18 protein-coding genes and 5 tRNA genes are annotated in these 26,392 nt (G+C 44.7%); 15 read left to right on the top strand and 8 right to left on the bottom strand.

Going from position 1 to position 26,392, the window contains the following annotated elements; genetic code table 11:
- Positions 1-76 precede the first annotated feature (76 nt).
- Together uvrB and L5L98_RS14425 are read right to left on the bottom strand one after the other, a co-directional pair.
- The gene (gene uvrB / locus L5L98_RS14430; RefSeq protein WP_028760013.1) at positions 77-2,083 is read right to left on the bottom strand and encodes an excinuclease ABC subunit UvrB; all 2,007 of its coding nucleotides are present in this window, start codon (positions 2,081-2,083) and stop codon (positions 77-79) included.
- 304 nt (positions 2,084-2,387) lie between these two features.
- Positions 2,388-2,540, bottom strand: a complete 153-nt coding sequence (locus L5L98_RS14425; RefSeq protein WP_263141926.1) for a hypothetical protein — start codon at positions 2,538-2,540, stop codon at positions 2,388-2,390.
- 610 nt (positions 2,541-3,150) lie between these two features.
- On the opposite strand from L5L98_RS14425, the gene L5L98_RS14420 reads away from it, so the two are divergent.
- From L5L98_RS14420 to nth, 13 genes are all read left to right on the top strand, one after another.
- Positions 3,151-3,226: transfer RNA gene (locus L5L98_RS14420), tRNA-Asn, on the top strand.
- A 57-nt stretch (positions 3,227-3,283) separates the two neighbouring features.
- A tRNA-Asn gene (locus tag L5L98_RS14415) sits at positions 3,284-3,359 on the top strand.
- A 32-nt stretch (positions 3,360-3,391) separates the two neighbouring features.
- Positions 3,392-3,467 (top strand) — tRNA-Asn (locus L5L98_RS14410).
- Positions 3,468-3,510: 43 nt separating this feature from the next.
- Positions 3,511-3,586, top strand: a tRNA-Asn gene (locus L5L98_RS14405).
- 50 nt (positions 3,587-3,636) lie between these two features.
- Positions 3,637-3,712 (top strand) — tRNA-Asn (locus tag L5L98_RS14400).
- 211 nt (positions 3,713-3,923) lie between these two features.
- Positions 3,924-5,828 (top strand): GGDEF domain-containing protein, encoded by a 1,905-nt coding sequence (locus tag L5L98_RS14395; protein WP_105252446.1) that lies wholly within the window; start codon positions 3,924-3,926, stop codon positions 5,826-5,828.
- 125 nt (positions 5,829-5,953) lie between these two features.
- A complete protein-coding gene (gene rsxA / locus L5L98_RS14390; RefSeq protein WP_006081543.1) occupies positions 5,954-6,532 on the top strand; it encodes an electron transport complex subunit RsxA in 579 nt (192 codons plus the stop codon).
- A gap of 1 nt (position 6,533) precedes the next feature.
- Positions 6,534-7,133: an electron transport complex subunit RsxB gene (rsxB, locus tag L5L98_RS14385; RefSeq protein WP_063884360.1), complete on the top strand. Its 600-nt coding sequence runs from the start codon at positions 6,534-6,536 to the stop codon at positions 7,131-7,133.
- Positions 7,127-9,685, top strand: coding sequence for an electron transport complex subunit RsxC (gene rsxC / locus L5L98_RS14380; protein WP_263141919.1), 2,559 nt, complete (start codon positions 7,127-7,129; stop codon positions 9,683-9,685). Before rsxB ends, rsxC begins: the two co-directional genes overlap by 7 nt.
- A 26-nt stretch (positions 9,686-9,711) precedes the next feature.
- A complete protein-coding gene (gene rsxD, locus L5L98_RS14375; protein ID WP_263141916.1) occupies positions 9,712-10,761 on the top strand; it encodes an electron transport complex subunit RsxD in 1,050 nt (349 codons plus the stop codon).
- Positions 10,762-10,835: 74 nt separating this feature from the next.
- Positions 10,836-11,474, top strand: coding sequence for an electron transport complex subunit RsxG (gene rsxG / locus L5L98_RS14370; RefSeq protein ID WP_263141914.1), 639 nt, complete (start codon positions 10,836-10,838; stop codon positions 11,472-11,474).
- Positions 11,467-12,165 carry an electron transport complex subunit E gene (locus L5L98_RS14365; protein WP_028760019.1) on the top strand — a complete coding sequence of 233 codons (699 nt, stop codon included), beginning with the start codon at positions 11,467-11,469 and terminating at the stop codon, positions 12,163-12,165. Before rsxG ends, L5L98_RS14365 begins: the two co-directional genes overlap by 8 nt.
- Positions 12,166-12,357: 192 nt before the next feature.
- Positions 12,358-12,999, top strand: a complete 642-nt coding sequence (gene nth, locus L5L98_RS14360) for an endonuclease III (RefSeq protein WP_113939645.1) — start codon at positions 12,358-12,360, stop codon at positions 12,997-12,999.
- 351 nt (positions 13,000-13,350) lie between these two features.
- Here nth and L5L98_RS14355 read toward each other — a convergent pair whose 3' ends face one another.
- From L5L98_RS14355 to zorA, 4 genes are read right to left on the bottom strand one after another with little or no spacing between them, the layout of a single operon-like run.
- Complete coding sequence (locus tag L5L98_RS14355; RefSeq protein WP_263141910.1) at positions 13,351-16,803, bottom strand: SNF2-related protein; 3,453 nt, start codon at positions 16,801-16,803, stop codon at positions 13,351-13,353.
- On the bottom strand, positions 16,803-18,230 hold the full coding sequence (locus L5L98_RS14350; protein ID WP_263141906.1) for an EH signature domain-containing protein: 1,428 nt from the start codon (positions 18,228-18,230) through the stop codon (positions 16,803-16,805). The genes L5L98_RS14355 and L5L98_RS14350 overlap by 1 nt, the downstream gene beginning before the upstream one ends.
- A 27-nt stretch (positions 18,231-18,257) precedes the next feature.
- Positions 18,258-18,989 (bottom strand): flagellar motor protein MotB, encoded by a 732-nt coding sequence (locus L5L98_RS14345; protein WP_113939642.1) that lies wholly within the window; start codon positions 18,987-18,989, stop codon positions 18,258-18,260.
- Between the two features lie 3 nt (positions 18,990-18,992).
- Entirely contained in the window at positions 18,993-21,071 is a 2,079-nt protein-coding gene (gene zorA, locus L5L98_RS14340; protein ID WP_263141900.1) for an anti-phage ZorAB system protein ZorA, read from the bottom strand.
- Between the two features lie 1,113 nt (positions 21,072-22,184).
- Here zorA and gloA point away from each other — a divergent pair.
- Entirely contained in the window at positions 22,185-22,595 is a 411-nt protein-coding gene (gloA, locus tag L5L98_RS14335) for a lactoylglutathione lyase (protein WP_006087315.1), read from the top strand.
- Between the two features lie 158 nt (positions 22,596-22,753).
- Here gloA and msrQ read toward each other — a convergent pair whose 3' ends face one another.
- Complete coding sequence (gene msrQ, locus L5L98_RS14330) at positions 22,754-23,416, bottom strand: protein-methionine-sulfoxide reductase heme-binding subunit MsrQ (protein ID WP_263141896.1); 663 nt, start codon at positions 23,414-23,416, stop codon at positions 22,754-22,756.
- Positions 23,417-23,462: 46 nt separating this feature from the next.
- Positions 23,463-24,497 (bottom strand): protein-methionine-sulfoxide reductase catalytic subunit MsrP, encoded by a 1,035-nt coding sequence (msrP, locus tag L5L98_RS14325; protein ID WP_263141893.1) that lies wholly within the window; start codon positions 24,495-24,497, stop codon positions 23,463-23,465.
- Positions 24,498-24,750: 253 nt separating this feature from the next.
- Between msrP and rmuC the strand changes: the two genes are divergently transcribed.
- Positions 24,751-26,325: a DNA recombination protein RmuC gene (gene rmuC / locus L5L98_RS14320; protein WP_263141892.1), complete on the top strand. Its 1,575-nt coding sequence runs from the start codon at positions 24,751-24,753 to the stop codon at positions 26,323-26,325.
- Positions 26,326-26,392: the final 67 nt, after the last annotated feature.

The following is a 26,392-nucleotide window of genomic DNA, read 5'->3' as shown; positions in this document are numbered from 1 at the left end:
CCAAGTCAAGATATTAAAAAGCCGTCGCAGCATGATTGCTGGACGGCTTTTTTTAATGCAGAGCGCAAGAATAAATCTAGGCTTTGATTAACAGGTCCCGCAGGTGCTTGACTTCATCACGCATTGCCGCCGCTTGTTCAAACTCTAAGTTGCGCGCATGTTCATGCATCTTCTTCTCAAGCTGATCGATTTGATGGCTCAACTCTGCCGCATCGGCTTTATGGTAATGGGACTTAGGCTCAGCCACTTTGCCATACACAGCTTTACTGTCGCGGCCATCGTCCACATCCATCACATCAGTGATCCGTTTAACGACGCCCTTAGGCGTGATACCGTGTTTTAAGTTGTGCGCCCGCTGACGTTCACGACGTCGGTCAGTTTCACCTATCGCTTTCTCCATCGAATTGGTGATGCGATCGGCATAGAGAATCACTTTACCATTGACGTTACGCGCCGCGCGGCCAATTGTTTGGATGAGCGAGCGTTCAGAGCGCAAGAAGCCCTCTTTATCGGCATCTAAAATACACACCAATGACACTTCAGGCATATCTAAGCCTTCGCGCAATAAGTTGATCCCAACCAGCACATCAAACTTACCTAAACGCAGATCGCGGATGATCTCAACCCGTTCGACAGTGTCAATGTCCGAATGTAGATAACGCACTTTTACGCCATGTTCGTCGAGGTATTCAGTCAAATCCTCCGACATACGCTTAGTCAGCGTCGTCACTAGCACCCGCTCATTGACGGCCACTCGCTTGGCGATTTCAGACAATAAATCGTCCACTTGGGTCCCAACAGGGCGCACTTCTAATTCAGGATCGAGTAATCCCGTTGGCCGCACAACCTGCTCAGCAATCTCGCCTTCGCTCTTTTCCAGCTCGTAGGCACTCGGTGTTGCCGACACATAGATAGTTTGCGGCATCAATTGCTCAAACTCTTCAAACTTGAGCGGCCGGTTATCCAAGGCGGACGGTAAGCGGAAACCGTATTCGACAAGTGTGGTTTTACGGGAACGGTCACCTTTGTACATAGCGCCGATTTGCGGCACAGTCACATGGGATTCATCGATAATTAATAAGCCGTCGGCAGGCAAATAGTCGAGCAAGGTTGGTGGCCCTTCCCCCGGTGCGCGGCCAGACAAATAGCGCGAGTAGTTTTCGATGCCAGAGCAATAACCCAACTCCACCATCATTTCCACATCGTATTGCACCCGCTCATGGATACGCTGGGCTTCAATTAACTTGTTGTTATCGAGTAGATATTGCTTACGCTCGCGTAGTTCTTCTTTAATAAACTCAGTGGCGGCGATGATTTTTTCCCGCGGCGTGACATAGTGTGTTTTAGGGTAAACCGTCGTACGGGCGATACGTTTAATAATATGGCCCGTTAACGGGTCAAACTCACTTAAACGTTCAATCTCATCGTCGAACAACTCGACTCTAATAGCATTACGCTCAGAATCGGCGGGGAAAATATCAATCACTTCACCGCGCACACGATAAGTACCACGTTGTAGCTCAATATCATTGCGCTTGTACTGCAATTCACTGAGACGAATTAAGATGTCACGCTGCCCCATCACATCGCCTTGGCGTAGATGCAGCAACATTTTTAAATAGGAATCGGGATCGCCCAAGCCATAAATGGCTGACACCGAAGCAATCAGCACCACATCTTTACGCTCTAACAGCGCCTTAGTGGCGGATAAACGCATCTGCTCAATGTGAGCATTAACCGAAGCGTCCTTTTCGATAAAGGTATTTGACGCAGGTACATAGGCTTCGGGCTGGTAGTAATCGTAGTAAGAAACGAAATACTCGACCGCATTATGGGGAAAGAACTCTTTCATCTCGCCATAAAGCTGCGCCGCCAAGGTTTTATTAGGCGCCATGATAATCGTGGGCCGACCTAACTTTTGGATCACATTGGCAATCGTGAAGGTTTTACCTGAGCCCGTCACCCCGAGTAAGGTTTGGCAGGCCAGACCCGCTTCGAGTCCATCGACTAATTTGGCAATCGCTGTAGGTTGGTCGCCTGCGGGGGCGAATTGCGATTCAAGCTGAAAAACAGATTCTGACACGCGCACATATCCTTTTAGTGAGTCGCCCCATTCTAATCAAGTCACCGACTAAGCTCCACAGTTATCCTTCCTGTCGTCATATCAATACGATCTAAAACCGCAAGATGACAATTTAAAGGAAGAAACATGAAACTTTTAAACTAAGGCGTTTTCAGCGTTTTTGCTCACAAAACACCCGCAAACTAAGCAAAAATGCCAATTTAATACACAAGAAATCAATTTCGTTCGATTACAAAATTGCAACCTTGTTTTCACCCTCAACAAAAACCACTTGCTTTTAGTATGCAGTTGATAATACTTAAATTTATTTTTGAACCTCAAAATAGTGCATTTTAAGTCCGCCGCCCATACCCCAAGGCTTTGGCGGCCATTTTTCAGGACAACTCACAGGGTTATCCACAGATTTTGTTGATAAGTCGAAATAACCTAGAAACCACGCGGGATTGGAGGCTGTCATGTGTCTTAACAACCGTCTCTCGGCATTTAGTAATTTAATTACATTTGATAAATGTTGCTACTTGTATCAATTTCACTAACTGTAATTAACACGCGCTGTAGTAGCGCATCTGGTGCCACAACTTATAGTGAAGTGCATCACTTAATTTGAAAAACAGCTCACGCTAATTCGATAAAGCCTCAATTAACACCTCCATCAACAACAGCAAACTTGTTAAAACAGAAAAACGGGCTTTAACAGCGAAAAGATAACCCACGTTTTCTATCGGTATAAAGAACTGAGTAAATTCACATTACCCCACCTGAGATCCTTTTTTGAGCGGTTTGAGTCTTAAGTATTCGACCAAGTACCGAAAACGGTGTCGATTATTTAGCGAATGATTTCAATTTCATAGAATCACCGCTTAAAAACGATGGACTCAATTATGGCTATATTGCGAATTGTTAAGTGGTTTTTCACGAAAAATGTCGAATTCTGCACCACGATGCACATTAGATGAGCACTTAACAGCATAATTACACTTTTTTTAGTAACTCGAGTTGACTCATCCAACAGAGCGTTTTACTATGCGCTCCGTTCTCAACGAGTCGCTACGATTGTGTGAAACGATTCCCCTGTAGTTCAGTCGGTAGAACGGCGGACTGTTAATCCGTATGTCACTGGTTCAAGTCCAGTCAGGGGAGCCACTTTAAGCACATGATAAAAATGAGTTAGAACAAGCAGTAAGATAACTTGTAAACAATTCCCCTGTAGTTCAGTCGGTAGAACGGCGGACTGTTAATCCGTATGTCACTGGTTCAAGTCCAGTCAGGGGAGCCAATTACGTTATCAAGCTGAAGCATTAAAATGATTCCCCTGTAGTTCAGTCGGTAGAACGGCGGACTGTTAATCCGTATGTCACTGGTTCAAGTCCAGTCAGGGGAGCCAATTTAAGCAAGCTAAAAAGTCGATAGTAATATCGCACCTCGATTCCCCTGTAGTTCAGTCGGTAGAACGGCGGACTGTTAATCCGTATGTCACTGGTTCAAGTCCAGTCAGGGGAGCCATTTAAGAAGTGTTGTTTCTGTAAAGTCGATAGCAATATCGCACCCTCTACTCCCCTGTAGTTCAGTCGGTAGAACGGCGGACTGTTAATCCGTATGTCACTGGTTCAAGTCCAGTCAGGGGAGCCAATTTATTCTTCGTTTTGTTCCCGTGTCTTTGCCTCTTCTGGCTTCTAGTTACCCTATTCTTTTCCGTTTTGTTTTTAAGCAAATGCAGTTACACTGTTATCAGCTTATTAATAAAAATTTATGAGTGTCATCACACAGATAGCAGCAGTTAAGTATTCTTGACTTAAACTTATCCTGTTTGAGCTCACCCAAAAAAATAGAGCGGATTTTTATGGCCATGTCAAAATCATATCCAATTTTTTTACTGCTTATTTTCTTAGGTCTTTTTGCTTGGGTTTATCAAAGCGAAAATAGCCAATTACAAATCCAACAACAGCAAGAACTGGATAGCTTTAAAACCAGTTTAACCCGCTACCAACAATGGCAAGGTGATGGCGCCGAACTCTTCAAAAAGCTTTCTGAAAATTACCCATTCCAATTTTTCCAATATATTGATGATACAGATGGCCAACTGAGTTATACCGAAGGTCGTTTAGACAGCCAACATCCTCATCCTTTAGCCCGTTTATTTTCTATTGAGCTCAGTCATACACAAAAATTGGCAACCGGTCGTTTACAAGTCAAACTCAGTGCAAACCAAGCGATTGAAACTTCGATTAGTCATACTCAAAAGCTCGGTGTCATGTTACTGGTGGCTTACCTTATCTTGCTGTTAGTGTTTATTCTGTTAATGTCAAAACATAGGGCGGCGATACGTTATGCTGCTGATTATATTTCAAAAATACCTGAGTTAGGGTTTTCTGCTGTCGCATCATCAAAACTCACAGGTGAGCTCAACCCCATTGGAATATCCCTTGAAGAGTGTCGTCTTCAACTTAAAGCCCAAATCGATAAACTCAATCAAGAGAATGAAAAGCTGCATAAAGCGGCCTATCAAGACACAGTGACGGGTTTTGGTAGTCGCCAGCGCTTTACCCAAAAATTAGAAACCATAAGTAATCCCGATATTCCTCAATTGGGGCTGATGGCAATGGTTAAGGCCACAGAGCTTGCGCAAATCAATCAAAAACAAGGGCGAACTGCGGGGGATGATTATCTTTCAAGGGTGGCAAATTGTATCCGCAAAGCCTGTAGTAAGTATTCAGATGCAGAATGTTTCAGGGTATCGAGCGCTGATTTTGCCATCTTTATTCCTGATGTCATGCTGAAGGATGCGCCAAAATTTTTAGATCAATTAAAAATTTATCTTGATGAATATTTGCAAATGACAAAAGCGGAATCTGTTGCCCATATCGGTTTAGTTCCCTATCACCAAGGCACCGATGCGGTTAATTTACTGACGATTGCGGATACCGCAGTCAGCATAGCGCAGACCCTTGGGCCTAATAGCTATCATATCCAAGAAAAACTCAATGGTGACGAGCAGTTTGGCGATGATCGCTGGAAAATGGCGATCAATGATTTAGTCACTCGCCAAGCATTAAAATTCTACCAACAGCCAATTCAGCCCTGCCGAACTGATGTAGAGGTTTACCGCGAGTTGTTGGCGCGCTTTTACAATAGCGAAGGTAAGTTTTTACCGACCACCACAGTGATCGCTATGGCAGAACGTCACGGTATGAGTTCTGAATTAGATAAACTGGTGGTGATCAGTGCATTAAGAATGCTTAAGGAAAACCCGACCATTTCGGGTAATTTCGGCATCAATATCAGCGCATTTTCTGCGCATCAGGATATGTTTGTCGCTTGGCTAAAGGACATTTTAGGCAAGCAAAAATACATCGCCTCGCGCTTAGTATTTGAGATCAATGAGTCAGGTATGCAGTCTAACTTAGGGGCAAGCTATAAGTTCGTTCGCGAAATACATAGCGTTGGATCTCGAGTGTCGATAGAGCGTTTTGGCATGAGCTTTACGTCCTTCAAATTCTTCAGCGAAGTGCGCCCAGACTACATAAAGCTTGATGGCAGCTACACATCGAACATCGATGAAGACAGCAATAATAAGTTCTTCGTCCGTATGATGGTGGATGTTGCAAGACGGATAGGCATTCGGGTTATTGCGACCAGCGTCGAACGCCAAGAAGAAAAACTCACCCTCGAAAAACTCTTAGTTGATGGATTACAAGGCTATTACATAGCACAGCCCCAAGCCATGGCGATTACAGATCAAATTTAATACTTTAACGGGTTAATTCGTCGCCAAAATTTACAGTAAAGATAGTTAACCCTGCATTCTATATGTTGTTTATGCAAACGGAAAAGTCGATAATACGGCCAAGATCCGTTTAGAAAAGTATTGAGATGACTGAATATCTCCTCTTGTTGATCAGTACAGTACTGGTCAACAATTTCGTTTTAGTGAAATTCTTAGGCTTGTGTCCTTTCATGGGGGTCTCCAGTAAACTGGAGTCCGCTATTGGCATGTCTATGGCGACCACTTTTGTGCTGACGTTAGCCTCGATTCTCAGTTACCTCGTCAACCAGTATCTACTATTGCCCTTTGATCTGAGCTACCTGCGAACCATGAGCTTCATTTTAGTGATTGCGGTTGTGGTGCAATTTACTGAAATGGTGGTGCAAAAAACCAGTGCTGCACTGCATCGCGCTTTAGGCATTTACCTGCCGCTGATCACCACTAACTGTGCGGTGTTGGGTGTTGCCCTATTGAACGTTAACGAGAAGCACGATTTTATCCAATCGGCTATCTATGGCTTTGGTGCTGCGTTAGGCTTCTCATTAGTGTTAATTCTCTTCTCGGCGATGCGCGAACGTTTAGCTGCCGCAGATGTCCCCTTACCTTTCAAAGGCGGCGCCATAGCGATGATCACCGCAGGTCTTATGTCCCTCGCCTTTATGGGATTCACAGGATTGGTTAAGTAAGATGTCCGGAATTTTAATTGCAGTCATATTGTTGACCCTATTGGCATTAGTCTTTGGACTATTACTCGGTTTTGCCGCCGTTAAATTTAAGGTTGAAGGCAATCCGATTGTCGATGAACTCGAAGCGATTCTGCCACAAACCCAATGTGGTCAATGTGGTTACCCGGGCTGTCGCCCTTATGCTGAAGCGATTGCCAACGGTGATAAAGTCAACAAATGCCCTCCCGGCGGCACAGCCACCATGGAAAAATTAGCGACCCTGATGGGTGTAGAGCCAGAGCCGCTGAATGCCGAGGCACAATCTCAAGTGAAAAAGGTCGCCTACATACGTGAAGACGAATGTATTGGATGCACTAAGTGTATTCAAGCCTGCCCCGTTGATGCGATTATCGGTGCAGGTAAGCTTATGCATACTGTGCTGACGACCGATTGCACAGGTTGCGATCTCTGTGTTGAGCCTTGTCCCGTCGATTGTATTGATATGATCCCAGTCACCCAGAATCTTAAAAATTGGAACTGGCGCTTAAATGCCATCCCAGTGACTCTCATTCAAGAGATTCAGAACCAAGACCCACAGTTAGAAGAGGAAAAGCGGTGTTAACTTTATTAGATCAATTAGATAAAGGAACCCTTTGGCGCTCACCCGGTGGTATACATCCACCCGAAGTCAAATTCCTCTCGAACGCGACGCCGATTAGCCAACTGCCCTTAGCCGCTACGTATTTAGTGCCCATCCCTCAAGTCGGTGAAAACTGCACACTTGCGGTAAACATCGGCGATAGCGTATTAAAAGGCACACCGTTAACTAAAGGTACCTCCATTTGGCATTTACCTGTGCATGCGCCGACATCAGGCACTATCGTTGCCATTGAGCCAAGGGCCAGTAACCATGCTTCAGCATTGCCAGTTAACACTTGCGTTATCCAGGCCGATGGCAAAGACACTTGGTGTGAGCTGGTGCAAAATGATCTTGATGACTTAAGCCATCAACAGATGATCGATAAGATCCGTGCCGCTGGCATTGCAGGCATGGGCGGCGCGGCGTTTCCAACTCATATTAAGCTTAATCCGGTCAGTGAAATTGATTTAGTCATTATCAACGGTGTCGAATGCGAACCTTATATCAGCGCCGATGACAGATTAATGCGCGAATACAGCCAAGATATCCTCGCCGGTATTGGCATTATTCATCGGTTATTAACGCCAAAACGCATTGTTATCGCCATTGAAGATAATAAGCCAGAAGCGGCCAAAGCCATGCAAGCTGCAGTCGTCCAATGTGGGCTCCCAGCGGACAGCATTCGGGTAACGGTCATTCCGACAAAATATCCTTCTGGTGGTGAAAAGCAGTTAATTCAAATCATTACTGGCCGCGAAGTGCCCTCGGGCGCGATTCCCGCCAAACTCGGTATCGTCGTGCATAACGTCGGCACTGCCTTTGCAATTCATCAAGCGGTTACCCAAGGTAAACCGCTGATTGAGCGCGTTGTGACTGTGACGGGCAAAAATGTCGGTAAACCTGGGAACTACTGGTTACCGATAGGCACACCTGTTGAGCATGTGCTGGCTGCGACTGAGTTCACGCCTGAGCCTGAACAAAAGGTGATTATTGGCGGGCCTATGATGGGCCATGCGTTGGCGAATATCCAAGTGCCTATTTTAAAAGGTACTAACTGCATTCTGGTGCCAAGCAGCCAAGAAATAGGAACTACGCCAGAAGAAAAAGCCTGTATCCGCTGCGGCGAATGCGCCAATGCCTGCCCTGCACTCTTATTGCCACAGCAACTCTTTTGGCATGCCAAGGCAGAAGAATATGACAAAGCTGCCAGCTACAATCTAAAGGATTGTATTGAATGCGGTTGTTGTAGTTACGTCTGCCCGAGTGATATTCCCTTAGTCGAGTATTACCGCATTGCCAAGTCCGCACTTAAACAAGCCGCCGATGAAAAGCAGCAAGCGGAGCGCGCTAAACAGCGTTTCGATGCCCGTTTAGCGCGTCTTGAAGAAGAAAAGCTTGCCCGTGAAGCTAAGGCCAAAGAAGCCGCAGAGCGCAGACAAGCAACTATGACTGGCACAGATAAAAATGCCGTCGCCGAAGCCATGGCACGGATCGCCGCGAAAAAAGCCGCAGCGGCACAATCAGCAACTGAAGAGTTGTCGACTGAAGAATCATCGAATCATCAATCAAACGTAACAAGCACTGATACGACAGACGCGCCCAAGGGTAAAGCTGCCGTTGCCGCAGCCATCGCCCGCGCTAAGGCGAAGAAAGCTGCCCAAGTGAATGTTGATGCCAGTGATGAATCCCTCTTAGCAACAGATGCAATCGCGCAAGAAGCGCCATTATCTCAGAAGGACAAAGTCGCCGCGGCCATTGCTCGCGCCAAAGCTAAAAAGGCGGCTCAGCAAGCCGATACCGCGCCGCTTGAAACGGCTGACAGTACACCAGAAGCCAGCGCTGCCGATGATAAAAAGGCCAAAGTAGCTGCCGCAGTCGCGCGGGCAAAAGCCAAGAAAGCGGCGCAGCAAGCAGAAACCGCCGCTAGTGATATTGAAGTTAGCAATACTGAAATTATCGTTAGTGACGTTAATGATTCAGAAGCGATTAAGAAAGCCAAAGTAGCCGCCGCGGTTGCCCGTGCTAAAGCGAAAAAAGCCGCGAAGCAAGTTGAGACAAATGCTGACAATGATTTAACTCAGACCGCGACTCCGGCAGTTGATTCCGCAACTAGCGTTCAAGCAGATGTGAATGATGATAAAGAAGCTGCCGCTACTGACGTTAACGACGCTGAAGCGATTAAAAAGGCGAAAGTGGCTGCCGCAGTTGCTCGTGCCAAAGCGAAAAAAGCAGCGGCGTCAATTGTTGAGCCTAAGTCTGATTTAGAGGCAGAGTCCACGTCAGTTGACGACATTCAAACTAAAACGAACGTGGCATCGCCGTCGATAGCAGCACTTGACGCCGTCGCAGCTAAACCCGAAGCCGTTTTACCATCCGCAGAACAAATTGCAGAACCCATTGAAACGGCAGCCTTATCAGGCGATGAGCTTAAAAAAGCACGGATTGCTGCGACCATAGCCAAGGCAAAAGCCAAAAAAGCGGCTCTCGCTCAACAAACCGAAGCTTCGAGCGATTCAAGTGTTGCTAATGATTAAGAACAGAATGATAAAAAGGGAACACAATGGCGTTTAAAATAGCCTCATCACCCCATGTTACACGTAATTTGCATACCTCAACTGTGATGCAAAGGGTGATTTTATGTTTACTGCCGGGCCTTGTGGTGCAATGCGCCTTTTTTGGCTGGGGCACGCTTGTTCAAGTGCTGCTTGCGATTATAGTTGCCCTAAGCTGTGAGGCTGCGGTGATGAAACTTCGCAATCGTAATATCAAAGCCAGCCTTAGCGATAACAGCGCCATGCTGACCGCAATCTTGATTGGTGTCGCCATTCCTCCCCTAGCACCTTGGTGGATGATCGTCATGGGCACCGCCTTTGCGATCGTTATCGTTAAGCACCTTTACGGCGGTTTAGGCCATAACCTGTTTAACCCTGCAATGGCGGCGTATGTATTGCTGCTAATCTCATTCCCAGTGCAAATGACCACTTGGATAGCACCGAGTACCGTTGCGCTGCATTCGCCTAGCCTAGCTGAGAGCTTGCAACTTATCTTCAACATTGGCGCCCACGTTAACTTGGAACAGTTTCGTTTAGGGATAGACGGCATCGCAATGGCGACGCCACTCGATACCCTTAAAACCAATTTATCCCTAGGATTAACCACCACCGAAAGCCTGACTAAAGCCATTTTTGATGGCAGCACAGGCGTAGGTTGGTTCTGGGTGAATTTAGCTTATCTGGCTGGTGGTTTAGTGTTACTTAAACTAAAAGCCATTCGTTGGCACATCAGTACTGGCGTGTTATTGGGGCTCTTTGTTGCATCGAGTATCGGTTTCTTACTGTCGCCCGATACCCAAGGCAGTCCCCTATTACATTTGTTTTCTGGCGCGACCATGTTAGCGGCATTTTTTATCGCAACCGATCCCGTCACAGCAGCAACCAGCCCCCGTGGTCGCATTATTTTCGGCGCGTTAATTGGTGTGTTGGTGTACATCATCCGCATTAAAGGCGGTTACCCTGACGCCTTTGCCTTTGCCGTGTTATTGGCTAACCTCTGCGCCCCCTTTATTGACTACTATGTGCGGCCACGCACCTATGGTCATTCAGCTAGCTAAGGCCATTTAGCGGACTACCGTCATGCTACAAGATAATGTCATTCTGCTGGCAACGAGAGCTTAAGGAAAAAGAGTTGAAAAATCCGATGATTAAAAATGGTTTTTTATTGGCACTGTTTGCCTTGATCTGCACGGGTTTCGTCGCCGCGGTCAATCAACAAACCTTTGACAAGATTAAGCAGCAAGAACAACAGGAATTGATGCGAGTATTGCAACAATTAATCCCTGATGAAATACATGATAACGAGCTTACCGCTCAGTGTACCTTGCTTTTAAACAAAGAAGCATTAGGCACGGATAGTCCAATGCCTGCCTATATTGCTACCCATTCAGGCAAGCCTGTCGCTATCGCCATGGAAGCCATAGCACCCGATGGCTATAGCGGTAATATCAAATTAATTGTTGGAATTAATATCCAAGGTGAAGTCTTAGGCGTACGTACCTTGTCCCACCAAGAAACCCCTGGGCTGGGTGACAAAATTGAACTACGTAAATCGAATTGGGTCACTCAGTTTGTTGGTAAAGTGTTGGGCTCTGCAGATGATAAGCAATGGTTAGTTAAAAAAGATGGCGGCGATTTTGACCAATTTACCGGTGCAACCATCACCCCGCGCGCTTATGTTAAAGCAGTCAAAAACGCGGTATGGTATTTCAGCACTAACCAAGCACAAATTTTCAGCCAGCCGCTAAATTGTGAGGCCAACCATGACTAATTATCGCGAAATTGCGTGGCAAGGACTGTGGAAAAACAACCCAGGCCTAGTGCAACTGTTAGGTTTATGTCCGCTACTTGCGGTTACAGCAACGATCACTAACGCCCTTGGCCTTGGTCTAGCCACTATGCTGGTGCTGATTGGCTCTAACATTTTGGTGTCACTGGTGCGCGACTATGTGCCCAAAGAAATTCGTATTCCTGTGTTTGTGATGATCATCGCCGCGCTAGTCACCACAGTGCAACTGCTCATCAATGCCTATGCCTACGGCCTGTATTTATCTCTTGGGATCTTCCTGCCATTAATTGTGACGAACTGCATCATCATCGGCCGCGCCGAAGCCTTTGCCTCCCGCAATAATGCGTTTAGTGCCGCCTTCGATGGTCTAATGATGGGCCTTGGTTTTACTTTAGTGCTTACAGTGCTGGGCGCAACGCGGGAAATCTTAGGTCAAGGCACACTGTTTGATGGTGCGGATCAACTGCTCGGCCCATGGGCTAAATCGTTAACCATGCATCTATGGCAAGTCGATACCCCATTTCTCCTTGCTATGCTGCCACCCGGTGCATTTATTGTGATGGGATTATTGATCGCATTGAAAAATGTGATTGATAAAAAAGTCAAAGAACGCCAACCTCAAGTCGCCGCAGAACCGAGCGTTACCCGCGCACGGATCACTAAGGTAGGTTAGGCTTTCAAGTAACGACAGGCATTATGGCGCTCGTGTTAACGCGTTTAATGTGTGCCTAGCACATGATGAGCGGCAAAACTCAAAGCATAAGAAAATCAGCGAACGTGGGTTGTAAACTCATCAATCATCATTAATAGGATATTAATAATGAACGGTTGAGAGTTGAACCCCACCACAGCGCAGGAATCGTACATGAATCAAGAAAAACGTATCCAGATCCTCACTCGTCTTCGCGATAACAATCCCAAACCTGAAACCGAACTCAATTTTTCAAGTCCCTTCGAACTACTAGTGGCTGTGACGTTATCGGCCCAAGCAACAGATGTGAGTGTCAACAAGGCAACAGACAAGCTCTTTCCTGTGGCAAACACAGCCCACAGCATTTATGCCCTTGGCGTAGAAGGTTTAAAGCAATACATAAAAACCATAGGCTTATATAACAACAAAGCCATCAATGTGATCAAAGCCTGTGAGATCTTGATTGAAAAGTACAATGGCGAAGTACCAGAAAACCGCGAAGCCCTAGAGTCTCTGCCCGGCGTTGGCCGCAAGACGGCTAACGTGGTACTAAACACTGCGTTTGGTTGGCCAACCATCGCCGTCGACACCCATATTTTTCGCCTCGCCAATCGCACTAAATTCGCGCCCGGCAAGAACGTAGTCGAAGTGGAAGAGAAAATGCTAAAAGTCGTGCCAGCTGAATTTAAAGTCGATGTACACCACTGGTTTATCTTGCACGGACGCTACACTTGCCTTGCGCGCAAACCCCGCTGTGGCAGCTGTATCATTGAAGACTTGTGTGATTTTAAAGAAAAAATTTATCCTGAAGAATAAACCCAAGCAGGAATTAACTGTGCCACCCACACAAAAAAATCTGCAAAATTTCTATGGGCACCTCATTAAATTTCGTAGCTCTGATGGCGCTGCCCTGCGCAAAATCACAAGAAACATTACTGGTATCATTCACCCAAAAGGTAATTCTTAAAGTGGGTGGCACCGTTAATTTTACTTGCAGCTTCAATGTCTTAATAAGCGCTAATTAAAGGTTCAAACAAGACTTTTTGTCAAAACCGGCGTTTTGACATAATTAATGCCAATTTCCATCCCGAAAGTAAAGTTGCCCATCAATGCCGCAGGGATGAGTTAACCCCCTTATAAAACTGTAAAATTAGTTTTTTAGTTCACTTATTGAAACACATACCGTTTTTTAGACAAGCGGGTCAACACCTGTCCAAAAGTGATGCTATGCCGTTCTGACAAATCTTTAAGTTCATTGCCATCTATAACGGTAACGTCTAATTGATTTGCAATATCTCTGGCACTTTTTGCAAGTTGAGTAGCGTTAGTCACAAAGATTAGTTTAGAAATCTCTCTACCTAAGTGCTTTCCGTAAAGCACTTTTGCATTCGATATTTCTTGAACGGCACTATGACCTTTGTATGCGCCGTGCTTGTGTTTAGCTTGAATAAGCATCGATTGATTGCTAGTTGCCAATATACCGTCTGCGCCAAAATCTGAGCCGTCTTTAGTGAGCCAAGCGCTATCGGCTTGGTACTCTCTTGCAAGCACCTCGAGCGTATAGGCTTCAAACTGTTTCCAGCTCAATCGTGGCATATCGTCAAAGGTGATTATACTATCAACGCCAAGGTGATTTCCGCCTGATCCGGTTGGATTAGGCATCACTTCACCAGGCGTGACCACGGCATCTTTTAACATAGACTTTTGAGATAACAAACGGTGCAGATTCACATCAAAAGATTCAAATGATGGATGATGAAGTATCGGCACATATATATTTACATCTTTCTTCTGACCAATACGGTACACCCTGTCAGTAGCCTGAGCCTCTTTAGCTGGATTCCAGTGTCTTTCGAAGTGGATGACATTATTTGCACCGACAACAGTTAATCCAACCCCTGCAGCAACTGGCGACATAATGATGATGTTAAAACCGTCTTTCGCCTCAAAATCGGCAATCAACGACTTACGGCTTAAATCGCCTTGTCTCTTAACAACTGCTTTTGTATCACCATTTATTACATGCAGAGGCCCCAAGCCAAAGTAACTTCCAAGCGCAATACTCAAGAAACGCTGAAGTCGTTTATTCACTGCGAAGATGATGCATTTTTCTTTTCGAGATTGGATCTCAGACAGCACTTCAATAGTTTTAGCCATTTTGGCCGATTCATCGAAAAGAGCCTGTATTTCGCGTTTAGAAGTTGGAGGATCGAGTCGACCACTATCAGCCAAACGTGGGTGAAGCGAACTATCGCGCAAGCGCATCAACGTTGTAAGCACATGACTGTCTTCATCTTCCAACTGTGCCTCAATCGCACCTTCGTATACTCTTTGCTGGTAAGCGGTCATAACGGAATGTAATTTTGGTTCATACAGCCAATCGGTAGATTCGATGCCAACCAATATGGTCTTCTGTGGTAATCCTTCCAGATTGTCTTCTTTGACACGACGTAGCATTAAAGCACCGACTTTTTCTCTCAACTGGCGACCCAAAGTAGCTCTTACGCGATCTACCTCGTCACCTGCGGCTTGCAAAATCGGCGTTATATAGGTTTGTCGGAAATCCTGATAAGTTCCGAGATAGCCTTGACATGCTGTATCCATCAGACACCAAAAGTCGGCAAGACTATTTTCGACCGGAGTACCTGTAGCAAGTAATTTGAACTTCGCTTTCAGACCTTTAGCTGCGCGAGTTTGTAACGCATTAGGATTCTTGGTGTTTTGTGCCTCATCAAAAATCGCTAAACCCCAGTCGATTTGAGACAACGAGAACTGATAATCGCGCAATGTCTGGTAAGTCGTGATCACTAATCTTCGAGGCAGATCTAATCGTTCAAGGCCATGCTGCTCACCAAACTTTAGCGAGTAACGAGGCTCTATGGTTTCCTCATCAAAATTAGATGCTCTAATTTCAATGCTGCCATCTCGAAAACGATTTAGCTCCCCATCTGATTGCAAGATGACAATATCTCTAAATGGTGACTCGTGAAATGTGACGCCAACTTCGTCTTTCCAATTCTCTAAAAGACTTAAAGGCGCAACGATCAACGTGGGTCGGCACGTTTCACCGTTGTCATCGCATATTCGGTAATAATGCTCAACGGCAGATAAAGACATAAAGGTCTTACCCAAGCCCATGTCATCTGCCAGCAAAGCACCATTAACAAGCTCTTTTTCGCGCGCCATTTCCTCAAGGCCAAGTATCCACTGTACTCCGGTTAGCTGATGCGGGAATGGCTGTCTTTTGTGGTTGCTCCAATCTAACTCTTCTTTGTAAAGCACATCGTTAAGTGCTTCTTCAACGATCTTCGACGGGCTATCTAATTCGTCGTCATTTAAAGCAATATCAATAACAATAGGACCATCATCCGTCAGATCTGGCTCATCAGGTTCAGTAGGACCGCTTGGCTCGCCGTCCCCATCGCCATCATCAGGTTGACTCCGAAGTTTGTAGCCCAGCTTTTCTAAAGTTTCATTTACTTCAGACTCACTACCGATATCATAGATTTTTCCCTCGAAGACTACTTCTGTAACACCAGTTGCTCTTGCATCGCTAATCACTTGCTGTAGCTGCTGCAAGTCCTCTAAAGTTTTCACAACTTTCGTCACTGCACTAATAGGCAGAATCGTTCCTGAAGCCTGACTTTGGCCAAACCAATTGATCCCCGATTCATCAGTTTCACCAAAATATGCGTGTTTAAAACGTGTCGCTCCTTTTACTCGTAAAGCAAATCCAACATCAAGATCGACTAGGCTCGCATCCAGAAATGCACCAGGAGCCTTCAAAAATTGTTCAACTTGAGATTTAGGTATTTTTCTGTGGGAGATAATTTCTTTGACTGCTTTGGCCGTTTTCTCGTCAAAGAGAATAATTTCGTTCCCAACTTTCAACGTTCGGCCCGCCTCAGACTGCAATTGCCCCAGCACTCGTTGAAGTTGATCGTGACCTGTTGTCTGCCCCATATTTGGGGTCAAAATCAAGTTGCCCCATTCATCAAGTTCAGCTTCTACAGTTATCTTATCTGGGACATGGATATTGAGCTTGTCGAAGTGACTAAGTGAAAGTTTGGCACCTGCTTTCTGTGCCAGTTGAAATCGATGAAGTAAAAGCAGATTATCTGATTCACTTTTGGCAGAATTCGCATGACTCTCCAACGCACTAAAAACATTGAACATTGGTGCCGTGAGAGTAAATTGACTATCACCAAATGTCAGGATGCTGCCCGATCTCTTGTAAACAGCCGTCATCCGCCCCGAAGGCGCAGTTACATCAATACTGACACTAAAAGACTCACTACCAGTAGTACCTCTGATATCGACTTCAGCACCATCATCCCATCTCTCTGGTAACTGTATTAATTGGAATACATCTTCATCCAGTGAAACAATAACTTCATGTGGCACAACAAATCCATTTGGAATTGCTTCAGCATTTCCCTCTTCAGCCAGCATTTGCAAGGCAACAAATTGAGCTGTGATAAATTCGTCGGCGTCACCTTTTTTTATCTTATTGAACTGATATTGATCGCAGAAAAAATCAATACTATCTTTGCTAATATCAATAGAAAATTTAGTATCGGACTCTTTAACCCCAAAAAAAGACGAAATCCAATTCTTCACTAGCTCACTCCATACAATCGTTTGTAAATTCGATAATCGTCTTCGGTTAGAACACCAGCGGCTCTGATCTTCCCACCTAACTCGTTAACAGCTTTGATTGAGCGTCGCTGCCAGCTGAAGTTTGCAGGTGAATGCGTAAAGTTATCGTGTGCTTCACAACCATACTCGTACATTTTCTCGTTTAATCCCGCCGTTAGCGAACGATACCCAACTCTTTGCTTACCAAACTGAAGCACTTGTGCTGAATCATGTAAGTTCCTGTAAAACCAAATCTGGCAGTTGTGGCTGCCTTCAATCATATGGCCATGGGTAAGTTCGGCATAAATAATAGAACGGTCACCATCCTCTACGATTGAGTAATCAGGAACATGCTCAGGTTTGTAGTTTTTGCGGATATACCAATCTGCTTTCTTTGAAAGATATAACTTGGTATGAACAATTGCGCCTGCCTGATGCAACCCTTCTAAGAAGTGCTTCCTAGAAGGAAACATTCTCATCATGTCAGCGTCTCGCGAACTATTCGAGTAATCTTCAAGGGCCTCAAGAAACAACTTGAGGTCTAATTTAGAAAGCCAACCTTGCACTTTCTTACTTTGCTGTGGCGACAGTTGGCTCCACCACTTAATAAAGCGAGGGTGGCTTTTAGGGATTCTGGGGTCGCCAGCGATGGCAATGACGGCGTTTTGCCAACTTTCATGCACTTGCTGTGCAGGTGCTCTATCAATCAAGATTCGAAGAGCTACGTGCCCGATAAGTTCGTTTGCATCATAACGACTACTTGCAACAAACGGCTTACTGATTTCTTCAAGTAACTGATGCGGTTTATTTACCGGAATGTTTTGTAATTGTTCAACAAAATAGACCGATTGTGCTCTTTTGAGGAAATCACCAGAGGCGTAACCATCTAATTTCCAGTGATTGATTTGCTGCTCGAATGTTGCACCTCTATTGATGGCTTGTTTGGCAAGAAACGTTGGACCATCTGCACATAATACTTTTTCTTCTTGAAGTTGATTTAACCCCTTACGCTTTCTCTCTCGGCAGAGCCAGTCGCCAATAACATCTGGGTCATTAATTGAGTCAAAGTCACTGAGAAAAAATTGGAACAATGATTCAATAAAAAGGTTACTCCCTTTCGGAATTATTGCAGAGACATCACTGAGCAAATGTCTTTCGATTCTAATGGCCTTACGTAAACCTAGTTGTTCCGTCAAGGCAATCGACAATGCCCGCGCATCAAAGCGATTTTCAATTTTGAAAAGATCAAACCTGTCACGGGAAAGTAAATTCAGTAATCGAGCCCAAGCGGTTTCAAACTTTGGGTTGTCTGTACCCGCCCTTTTAGCAATCGACTTTTGCTCTTGGGTGAGTTGCTCCATAACCTCAATGTTTTTTCGATAACTCGTATCAATTAAAACGAATTTCATTATAAACCGTCCTCAAAATGACAAACCTCAAACATCTTTAGCCTTTTTATAGTCCTCGATCTTAGGTTTTTTGACGGTAAAACGAATATCTATCCTGCGGTTTCGAGCTCGTTGATCTTCACTTTTCTCAACTAAATCGACTCTCCGGGTGTCGGCATAACCGCTTACAGAAAATAGCAGTTGGCCATTAAAGTTTTTTAGCTCGTTTAGTTTGGGTAACAAAGAGTTTTTTTCTTGCCAGAGCTTCCAGATTGATACTGCCCTGTCAGTTGAAAGACCCCAATTGCCTTTTCCGCGATACCAAATATTTACGCTGTCCGTATGCCCCTCAACAAAGACTGTATCTAAGTACTTCCAACGTTCCTCTTTGGTAATAGCTTTATGCAGAGCGTCACCAATGGCAGCAACTTCAGTTTGTGTTTTCTCGTCTTCGGGCAAGGTGTCTTTTGCTGATTTAAATGACAATGTACTTTCAGGGATCCGTAATACAGTGTCATTTTCTACAATCTCAACAATAATATTTTGTTTGGCTAAATCTTCTTTAATATCGACCAGTATATTGCGGCGAGCCTCTTCAGCCCGCTGAAGTTCCTGAATACTCGCATCAATTTTTTCAGATTTTTGTGTTAATTCAATAATCAATGCTACTGTCGCTAAAATGAAGATAACAAGTAGCGCCGACATTAAATCGGAAAATGACATCCAGTAAGGGTTCTCTTCATCTACGTTAGAATTTCGACGCGAGGATAGTCTGTCCATCTGTTACCCCAGCTTTGCTTGAATTTCATCAATAACACTCGATAACGCTTTCACTGCGTTATTCATTTGTGTCGAGTAGGCTGTTACAGAACTCGACCATACATTAAGGTGTGCTGCAGTTTGGCCATTAGCTTGCTCTGCATAATCTTTAAGTAACCCAGTCATTCGCTGATTTAAGCCCTCTACTTCAACTTTAAGGTCTCCAATAAACTCTTTGTGTGACCCTTTCAGCTCGCTAAATGTAGAACTTGCGCTGGAAATTAAGCCATTTAACTGTGCAGTAAGCTCGCCGAATCGAGAAACGTCACGAATCAATTCGTCACGCAGTTTCTCCATACGTTGCGCAGTCAACTGATTTTGACTTGCAAGATCAGAGGTACTCTCAACGGCATTACGAATAGCTCCTGAGAGCTTGTTTCCTGCTTCATTAATATGTGAACTTAAAACCTTCATGCTATCCGCAGAAACACGAAGTTCTGTTGAGGATTCCTTCATAGCTTGAGTAGCCTGAGCACTCGCTTCCACCGAAGAATTGATGCTGTTTTGAAGCTTTTGCCCTTGCACAAGAAGCTGTTCAACAGCCTTTACCTGTTGCGACACAGATTTTTCTACTGAACTCAGAATCTCAGTTGATAATTGTGCAATAGAGTTTGATTGCTGTTCAATTCTCTCATTGCGGGCAGTTTCTAACTCAGATGCACGCATTTCTCTGTCATCAAAGGATTGCACCAACCCACCTAGCTGCGACTCTACAAAACTACTCAATCTTTCGCCTTGGCTTCGTGAATTCAAGATGAGCTCATCGACTTGAACTTTAATCGTTTTAACTAACTCTTCATCTCGTTTGGCAGAGGCCGCCTCACGACTTTGCATTTGTGAGGTCATCTCACTAATCTGGCCTTCGACAAACGAGGTTAGTTTTTGATGAATTGATTGGGACTGCGTGGATAGGCTGTTTACTTGATTCGCGATGTCAGCTATCAGCGCTTTTTCGCGATCTCCCGATGCGGCTTGCGAATTTTGAAGCTGTTCAACAAAACTAGACATTGTTGCCTGCATTGCTTCAACAGATTTATTTACTCTCTCGGACACATCATCAAGAGCGTCGCGTTGTTGGTTTCCTGCCTGCCCAAAGCCCTCCATGAAACTTTGCAGAAGGCCCTCAAGCGCCTTTTGATTGCCTTCGGTTGTCGAGTCAACAAGCTTATTAATCGCAGGTGCCATAATTTCCGACAAACTTTGTTCCAAACTTGTTTGAATCCCTTGTGTGGCAGAGACTAAAGCTTCTTGCATTTTTTCGCCGATTTTTTCTGCCAAACCTTGCAAGACTTCTCTGGATTCAGAACTGTTGTCAGAAATGATCTGTAACTGTTCTTCAGGTCGAATACGAGGAAACAGCCAATCAACTAAAAATTCAATATTTCGAATTTTACGGCGAATTAATTGCTCACAAAGCTTTTCGAAAAAATTGAAAATAACACTTAATGCAACCCCCCACACCGAGGTTAAAAACGCAATTTTTGCACCGTTGACGACAGCGGCAACACCTTCTTGCATTTCATTGACATCGACACCGGCACCAAGCTTTAGATCTGCTAAACCTAATTGCAGCCCCATGAAGGTACCGATGACACCTAATGCAGTTAGAAATCCTGGCACAGCAGCTATAAGTCGGTTTTCGGTAACACTTCCCGCCAGTGTATATGGGTTAAAAAAATGACCGGCATCTAACGTATTTCGAATCTCAATTCGTCCATTCCTACAAATTTCGACCAAAGTTTCATCAAACTCCATCCACAAGAATCCAATACTCTTTTCCTTACTTTTTGCTTTTAAAAGTAGCGGCTCTCGTTGCTCAACAATATCTTTTCTATTTAGTGGCTTTAATACCTTCTCTAGCCAGCTCAGTCTGAACCAGGTCGAAACGCATTTTATGGCAAAAAATCCAGAAAATATAATAGTGACTACAATTAGTCCAAAAACAAAAAGTGTACTGAGTTCATCACCAGTTGTGGGAATCAAAGTTAATTGATTGAAATCTGGAATTAGCCAAGAAAGCTCGATTTTCTGCTCAGTAGCCATTTTTAGTCCTTTAATTTTTTAATTATTTTGAATTCTTAGATAGTGAATGCAAACACCACTTAAATGCTTAACAAAAGATGCTTAATCATTCGACTACATTCCCTCAGAACTTATGAAGAAAATATAAGCAGGCGAGACGGACTGCATTAGTCGGTAAGTTATGTTATTGATTACACCAAAATTCACGCCATCTGTCACTCATTTGAACATATTCAAACATTTTCTACATAACCAAAGCGCTCTATGTTGTCGATGTACTACCGCATCGATGCAAATACCTATTCATCGCTTATTGACGGAGCAAAACATTGGGTGACGACAAATGCCATAACTCGCTGTCTTTCAGTTGTTATTGCTGACCAGCACCAGGTTTGAGAAGCTACACGACAACAGAATTGGTAACCATCCTTTTGCCGTTATGGTAGGCAGCGCATCCTGTAGCCAGTACAAAGAGCACCGAAACTTAACGGTGCTACACACAAAAAAAATCCGCTAAATTTATCTGTGCGGCTCATTAAATGTCGTAGTTCTGATGGCGTTGCCATAAGCAAAATCACAAGAAACATTGCTGGTATCATTCACTCAACAGGTAATTTTTAAAGTGTGTTTTAAAGTAGCCCGTTAATTTGCTATTTCAGTTTCGCTAAACATCATCTTCAAATCCTAGTGAAGTTTTACGTGCACTGAATCACAGACAAACAAAAAGCCGCAATAGCGGCTTTTTGCTTAACTTGGAACTGGGTTAACTCAAACTTGTATTAGTCGTTAAAACATTGAAACAAAGAACGCACTGAAAAATAAAGCAATAACAACTGTGGTGCCTAAAGCCATTTTAAGTTCGGTGTTCATCATTCACTCTCCTAGTTAGTATGGCTACATTATTATCAACCCAGTGATAAAAACCCATATTTGTCTCTGTGTTTTGTGAGCGATAGCCAATTTATCGGCAATTTTCTCTCCTAAATCCTGAAAATTCCTCTTACAGACAATCATTTCCCTATCCTAAGCGTTAATCTGGGTCAAGCGCTGTAAAAACAATGGCTGACATTTAGCGAGGTCCATCTACGGATTTTTGGTATACTCCACCCCGTAATCTATTTAGAGAGAGGACCTATGTCGCAACTATTACATACTATGATCCGCGTCGGTAACTTAGAACGCAGTATTGCTTTTTATACTGAAGTGCTCGGCATGAAACTACTTCGCACCTCTGAAAATCCAGAGTACAAATATTCTTTAGCTTTCGTGGGTTATGGTGAAGAATCCACAGGCCAAGCCGTGGTTGAACTGACCTATAACTGGGGCACTGACAAATACGATTTAGGCACAGGCTTTGGCCACTTAGCGATTGGTGATGAAGATATCTACGCCCGTTGCGCAGCTATTGCCGCAGCCGGTGGCAAAGTGACTCGCGCCCCAGGTCCTGTCGCAGGTGGGACCACTGAGATTGCCTTTGTTGAAGATCCAGACGGTTATAAAATTGAGTTTATTCAAATGAAATCAGCGACCCAAGGTTTAGGTTAAGTCCTGCCAACTGAACCCGAAAAATAGCTGAGCAAGACTATATATTCAGCGAAAAATGCCGGATCTTCATTCGGCATTTTTGTTTTTATAATTTATATCTTGCGTTAAGCACAAAGAAACATAAATCAAGCCAGTGATTTACTGCTCACGCCATGCGTCTAAACCGACTTTATCGAAGCTTTATCTTGTGTCAGCTTTCGCTCAGTTTTGTTCGCCACTTTACGGCTGAAATGACGTTTAAACCAAGGCGTGCGCCACAGCAGCAACACACTAAAACCTACGATATACAGACTCGGTTCGATGATTTCTGATTTTACCGACCAGTAAAAATGGATTGACGCCAATATAGCGACTAAATACACCCCATTGTGCAAGGTTTGCCAACGACGTCCCATCTTACGCATCAAGGCTTTAAACGAAGTTATCGCCAAAGCGGTGACGATAAGATAAGCCACTGCGCCGACTAAAATATACGGCCGTTTTACCACCTCGCTAAACAGTAATTCCCAAGCAAACAACAGATCTAAACTAAAAAAGGCCAATATATGTAAAGTGGCATAGGCAAACACATATAACCCCACTAAACGGCGGGTCTGCATCAACAGCCCTTGTTTGGTCAACTTGGCAATCGGTGAGATCAGCAAGGTCGCCGCTAGTGCATTTAATGCGCCTATGCCTGTGTAGTGAATAATGTACTGCACGGGATCGCCACCCGCACGGCCAAGCACCACTGTGAGCACAAGGTAGACGATGGGCACTAAACCCAACAAATGAAATAACGCCTTTAGCCAAAACAAGTGCTTAGCGGTTAATCTCAACATACCTTGTCCCCGCTTAATGGCGAATATCCAAACAACAAACCAATCATCAATAGTATTTCCTCAGATCCATGCCGTCATACAGTGAAGCCACAAACTCGCCGTAACCGTTGAACGGCTGGGTATCGATTCGGGTTGCTGAAAACAATCCCCCCTCGCCGATACGACGCTCTGTGGCTTGCGACCAGCGTGGATGATCCACCGCCGGATTAACGTTGGCATAAAATCCATACTCGTGTGAGGCAAGCTGATTCCAGCTGGTCGGCGGTTGTTTATCCATAACGCGAATTCGCACTATTGATTTAATGCTCTTAAAGCCATATTTCCACGGCACCACTAAGCGAATGGGCGCGCCGTTCTGCGGTGGCAAGGTTTTACCGTACAAACCCACCGACATTAAGGTTAAATCGTTCATTGCTTCGGCTATCGTGAGGCCTTCAACATAGGGATAATGAATACCACCGCCCATTAATCGGCTCTTCTGCCCCGGCATTTGCTCGGGATCAAAAGCGGTTTCGAAGGCGGCATACTTGCCCTTACTGGTGACGCCAACCTTTTTTAATAACGCCGCCAGCGGGAACCCCACCCAAGGGATCACCATAGACCAAGCTTCAACGCAGCGCAGGCGATAGTTACGCTCCTCAAGCGGGAACATTTTAGTCAGATCATTAAAATCTAAAGTCATGGGCCGTTCAACTTCACCTTCGATACGCAGTTGCCAAGGATCGACTTTATAGCCTTGGGCATTATTGAAGGGATCTTGTTTGTCTGTACCAAATTCGTAGAAATTATTATGCTGCGTCACCTTATCAAACGGGGTTAACACATCGGCGTCACCGTACTGCTTATTGGATTGAAACGTCAGTGGCGTAGTGATAAATGAGGACTTAGGTTGATCGCCAAATAGATCGAATAATCCGGCCTGAACATAACCGGGCACGCTGGCACCGATAGCACCGAGTCCCATGGCTTTTACAATTTGCCGACGCGAGCGAAATACCGCTTCGGGCGTCACTTGATTGTCTTGAATGTGCCACTGCGCTTTTTTAAGAATACCTGGGGTAAAACGGGAATGTTTAGCCAATTGACACCTCTACCATCCAATGATTAAAGCCACCGAGTCGCGATAAAAACCTTCTCTGGCGCTCGTCTGTATCGCTCACTCTTATATAGACAGGTAAAAGCCAGAAAAACTTTCCACCCGTGAATAAATTCACCTTAAACGTATAAGACTTGCTCATTCAAGCATTAAGCGCAGATATAGTTGATTAAAGGGCTTGAAGCCTGTTGGGGGGCATGCGAACCTAAGCGCCAAAGCTAAAGGAGTGCTATTGATCATGCCATTTTCTCAATCTTTTTCTGTCGCCGAAATCATCGGCCTTCTCGCCATTGCCTTCTTAGGCCTGTTGATCGGTGCTCTGCTCAATCAAAGACTCACCCGCCAACGCTGGCAACTACACAAAGACCAACTTGAGCAAGAAATGCGTCAAGTCAATGAAGATGCAGAATTATCCTTAGCACAACAGCAAATTTTGGTCGATGACAAAGAAGCGCAATTACGTCAATACCAGCAACGCCTTGAGCTCAAAATTGAACAACTGGGCAAAGCCGAGGCCTTAGCCGAACGCGTTCCCACCTTAGAGCAGCAATTAAATGATAGCCAGCGCCGTCAGTTAGAGCTCCAATTAGCCCTTTCGAAATCCAATGCCATGCAGCAAACCATTCAAGCCAAGGCCGATGCCCAGCAAGAATCGCTGCAGGATAAAATTGCCAGCTTAGAATCGGCCGAAGTGCGTTTACAAACCCAATTTGAAAACCTCGCAAACCGTATTTTTGAAGAGCGTAGCGAAAACTTTAAGCACCAAAATGCCAGCCAACTCGAAGGCGTACTTGGGCCATTAAAACAACAGCTTGAAGGATTCAGACAGCAAATTCGTGAATCCTACACCCACGAACAATCCGAGCGCAGCGCCCTCAAACATCAGCTTGAGCACTTAAGGGAGCTCAATCTGAAGATGAGCCAAGATGCTATCAACCTGACCAAAGCGCTCAAGGGCGATAACAAGCAACAAGGTAATTGGGGTGAAGTGATCCTCGATCGCGTACTGCAGGAAAGCGGCCTACGTGAAGGCCATGAATACCATACTCAGCAAGATTTCAAGGATGATAGCGGTAAACGCTTTAAGCCGGATGTGATTGTGCATCTGCCAGAAAATAAAGATGTGGTCATCGATGCTAAGATGTCGTTGGTCAGTTATGAGCGCTACTTCAACAGTGAAGATCCGGCACTGCGCCAACAGGCCATTAACGAGCATGTCATTTCAATTCGCAGTCACATTAAAGGCTTAAGTCAAAAGGATTATCAACATCTGCATGGCCTTAAGAGTCTCGATTATGTATTGATGTTTATTCCTATCGAACCGGCATTCTTACTGGCATTGGAGCATGATCCTAGCCTAGTCAATTTTGCCCTTGAGCAAAATATCATGCTCGTTAGTCCAACTAATTTGTTGGTGGCCCTGCGCACAATTAACAATATTTGGCGCTACGAATATCAAAATCAACACGCACAAACCATTGCAAAACAAGCGGGTCGAATTTACGACAAGTTATGTGGTTATATTGAAGATATGGAAAAACTCGGCCGCGCCTTAGATAATGCAGAAAAAACCTATCACAGCGCAATGAACAAGCTGTCATCGGGCAAAGGCAATTTAGTGCGTCAAGCCCATTTAATGCAGCAGCTCGGGGTCGATACCAGCAAACAACTGGATAAAATGCTGCTAGAAAAAGCGCTCAATGAAGCCCAGGACGATAACGACACTCAGGATGACGACGCTGAACTTAATCTGTCGCATACCCGCGATCCTAAGGACACAGAACTCGAGCCTGTCGAGTGCAATGATAGATAACAAGAATTGAACACCCATTAATTACCTCAAATCGATACGGACATGTCGATTGATACCTTGATGCCCG

This window comes from Shewanella sp. SM23, from assembly GCF_025654295.1.
GTDB classification, from domain to species: domain Bacteria; phylum Pseudomonadota; class Gammaproteobacteria; order Enterobacterales; family Shewanellaceae; genus Shewanella; species Shewanella oncorhynchi.
Note: the sequence above shows the minus strand (reverse complement) of the source record. Positions and strands in the feature narration are given on the sequence as shown.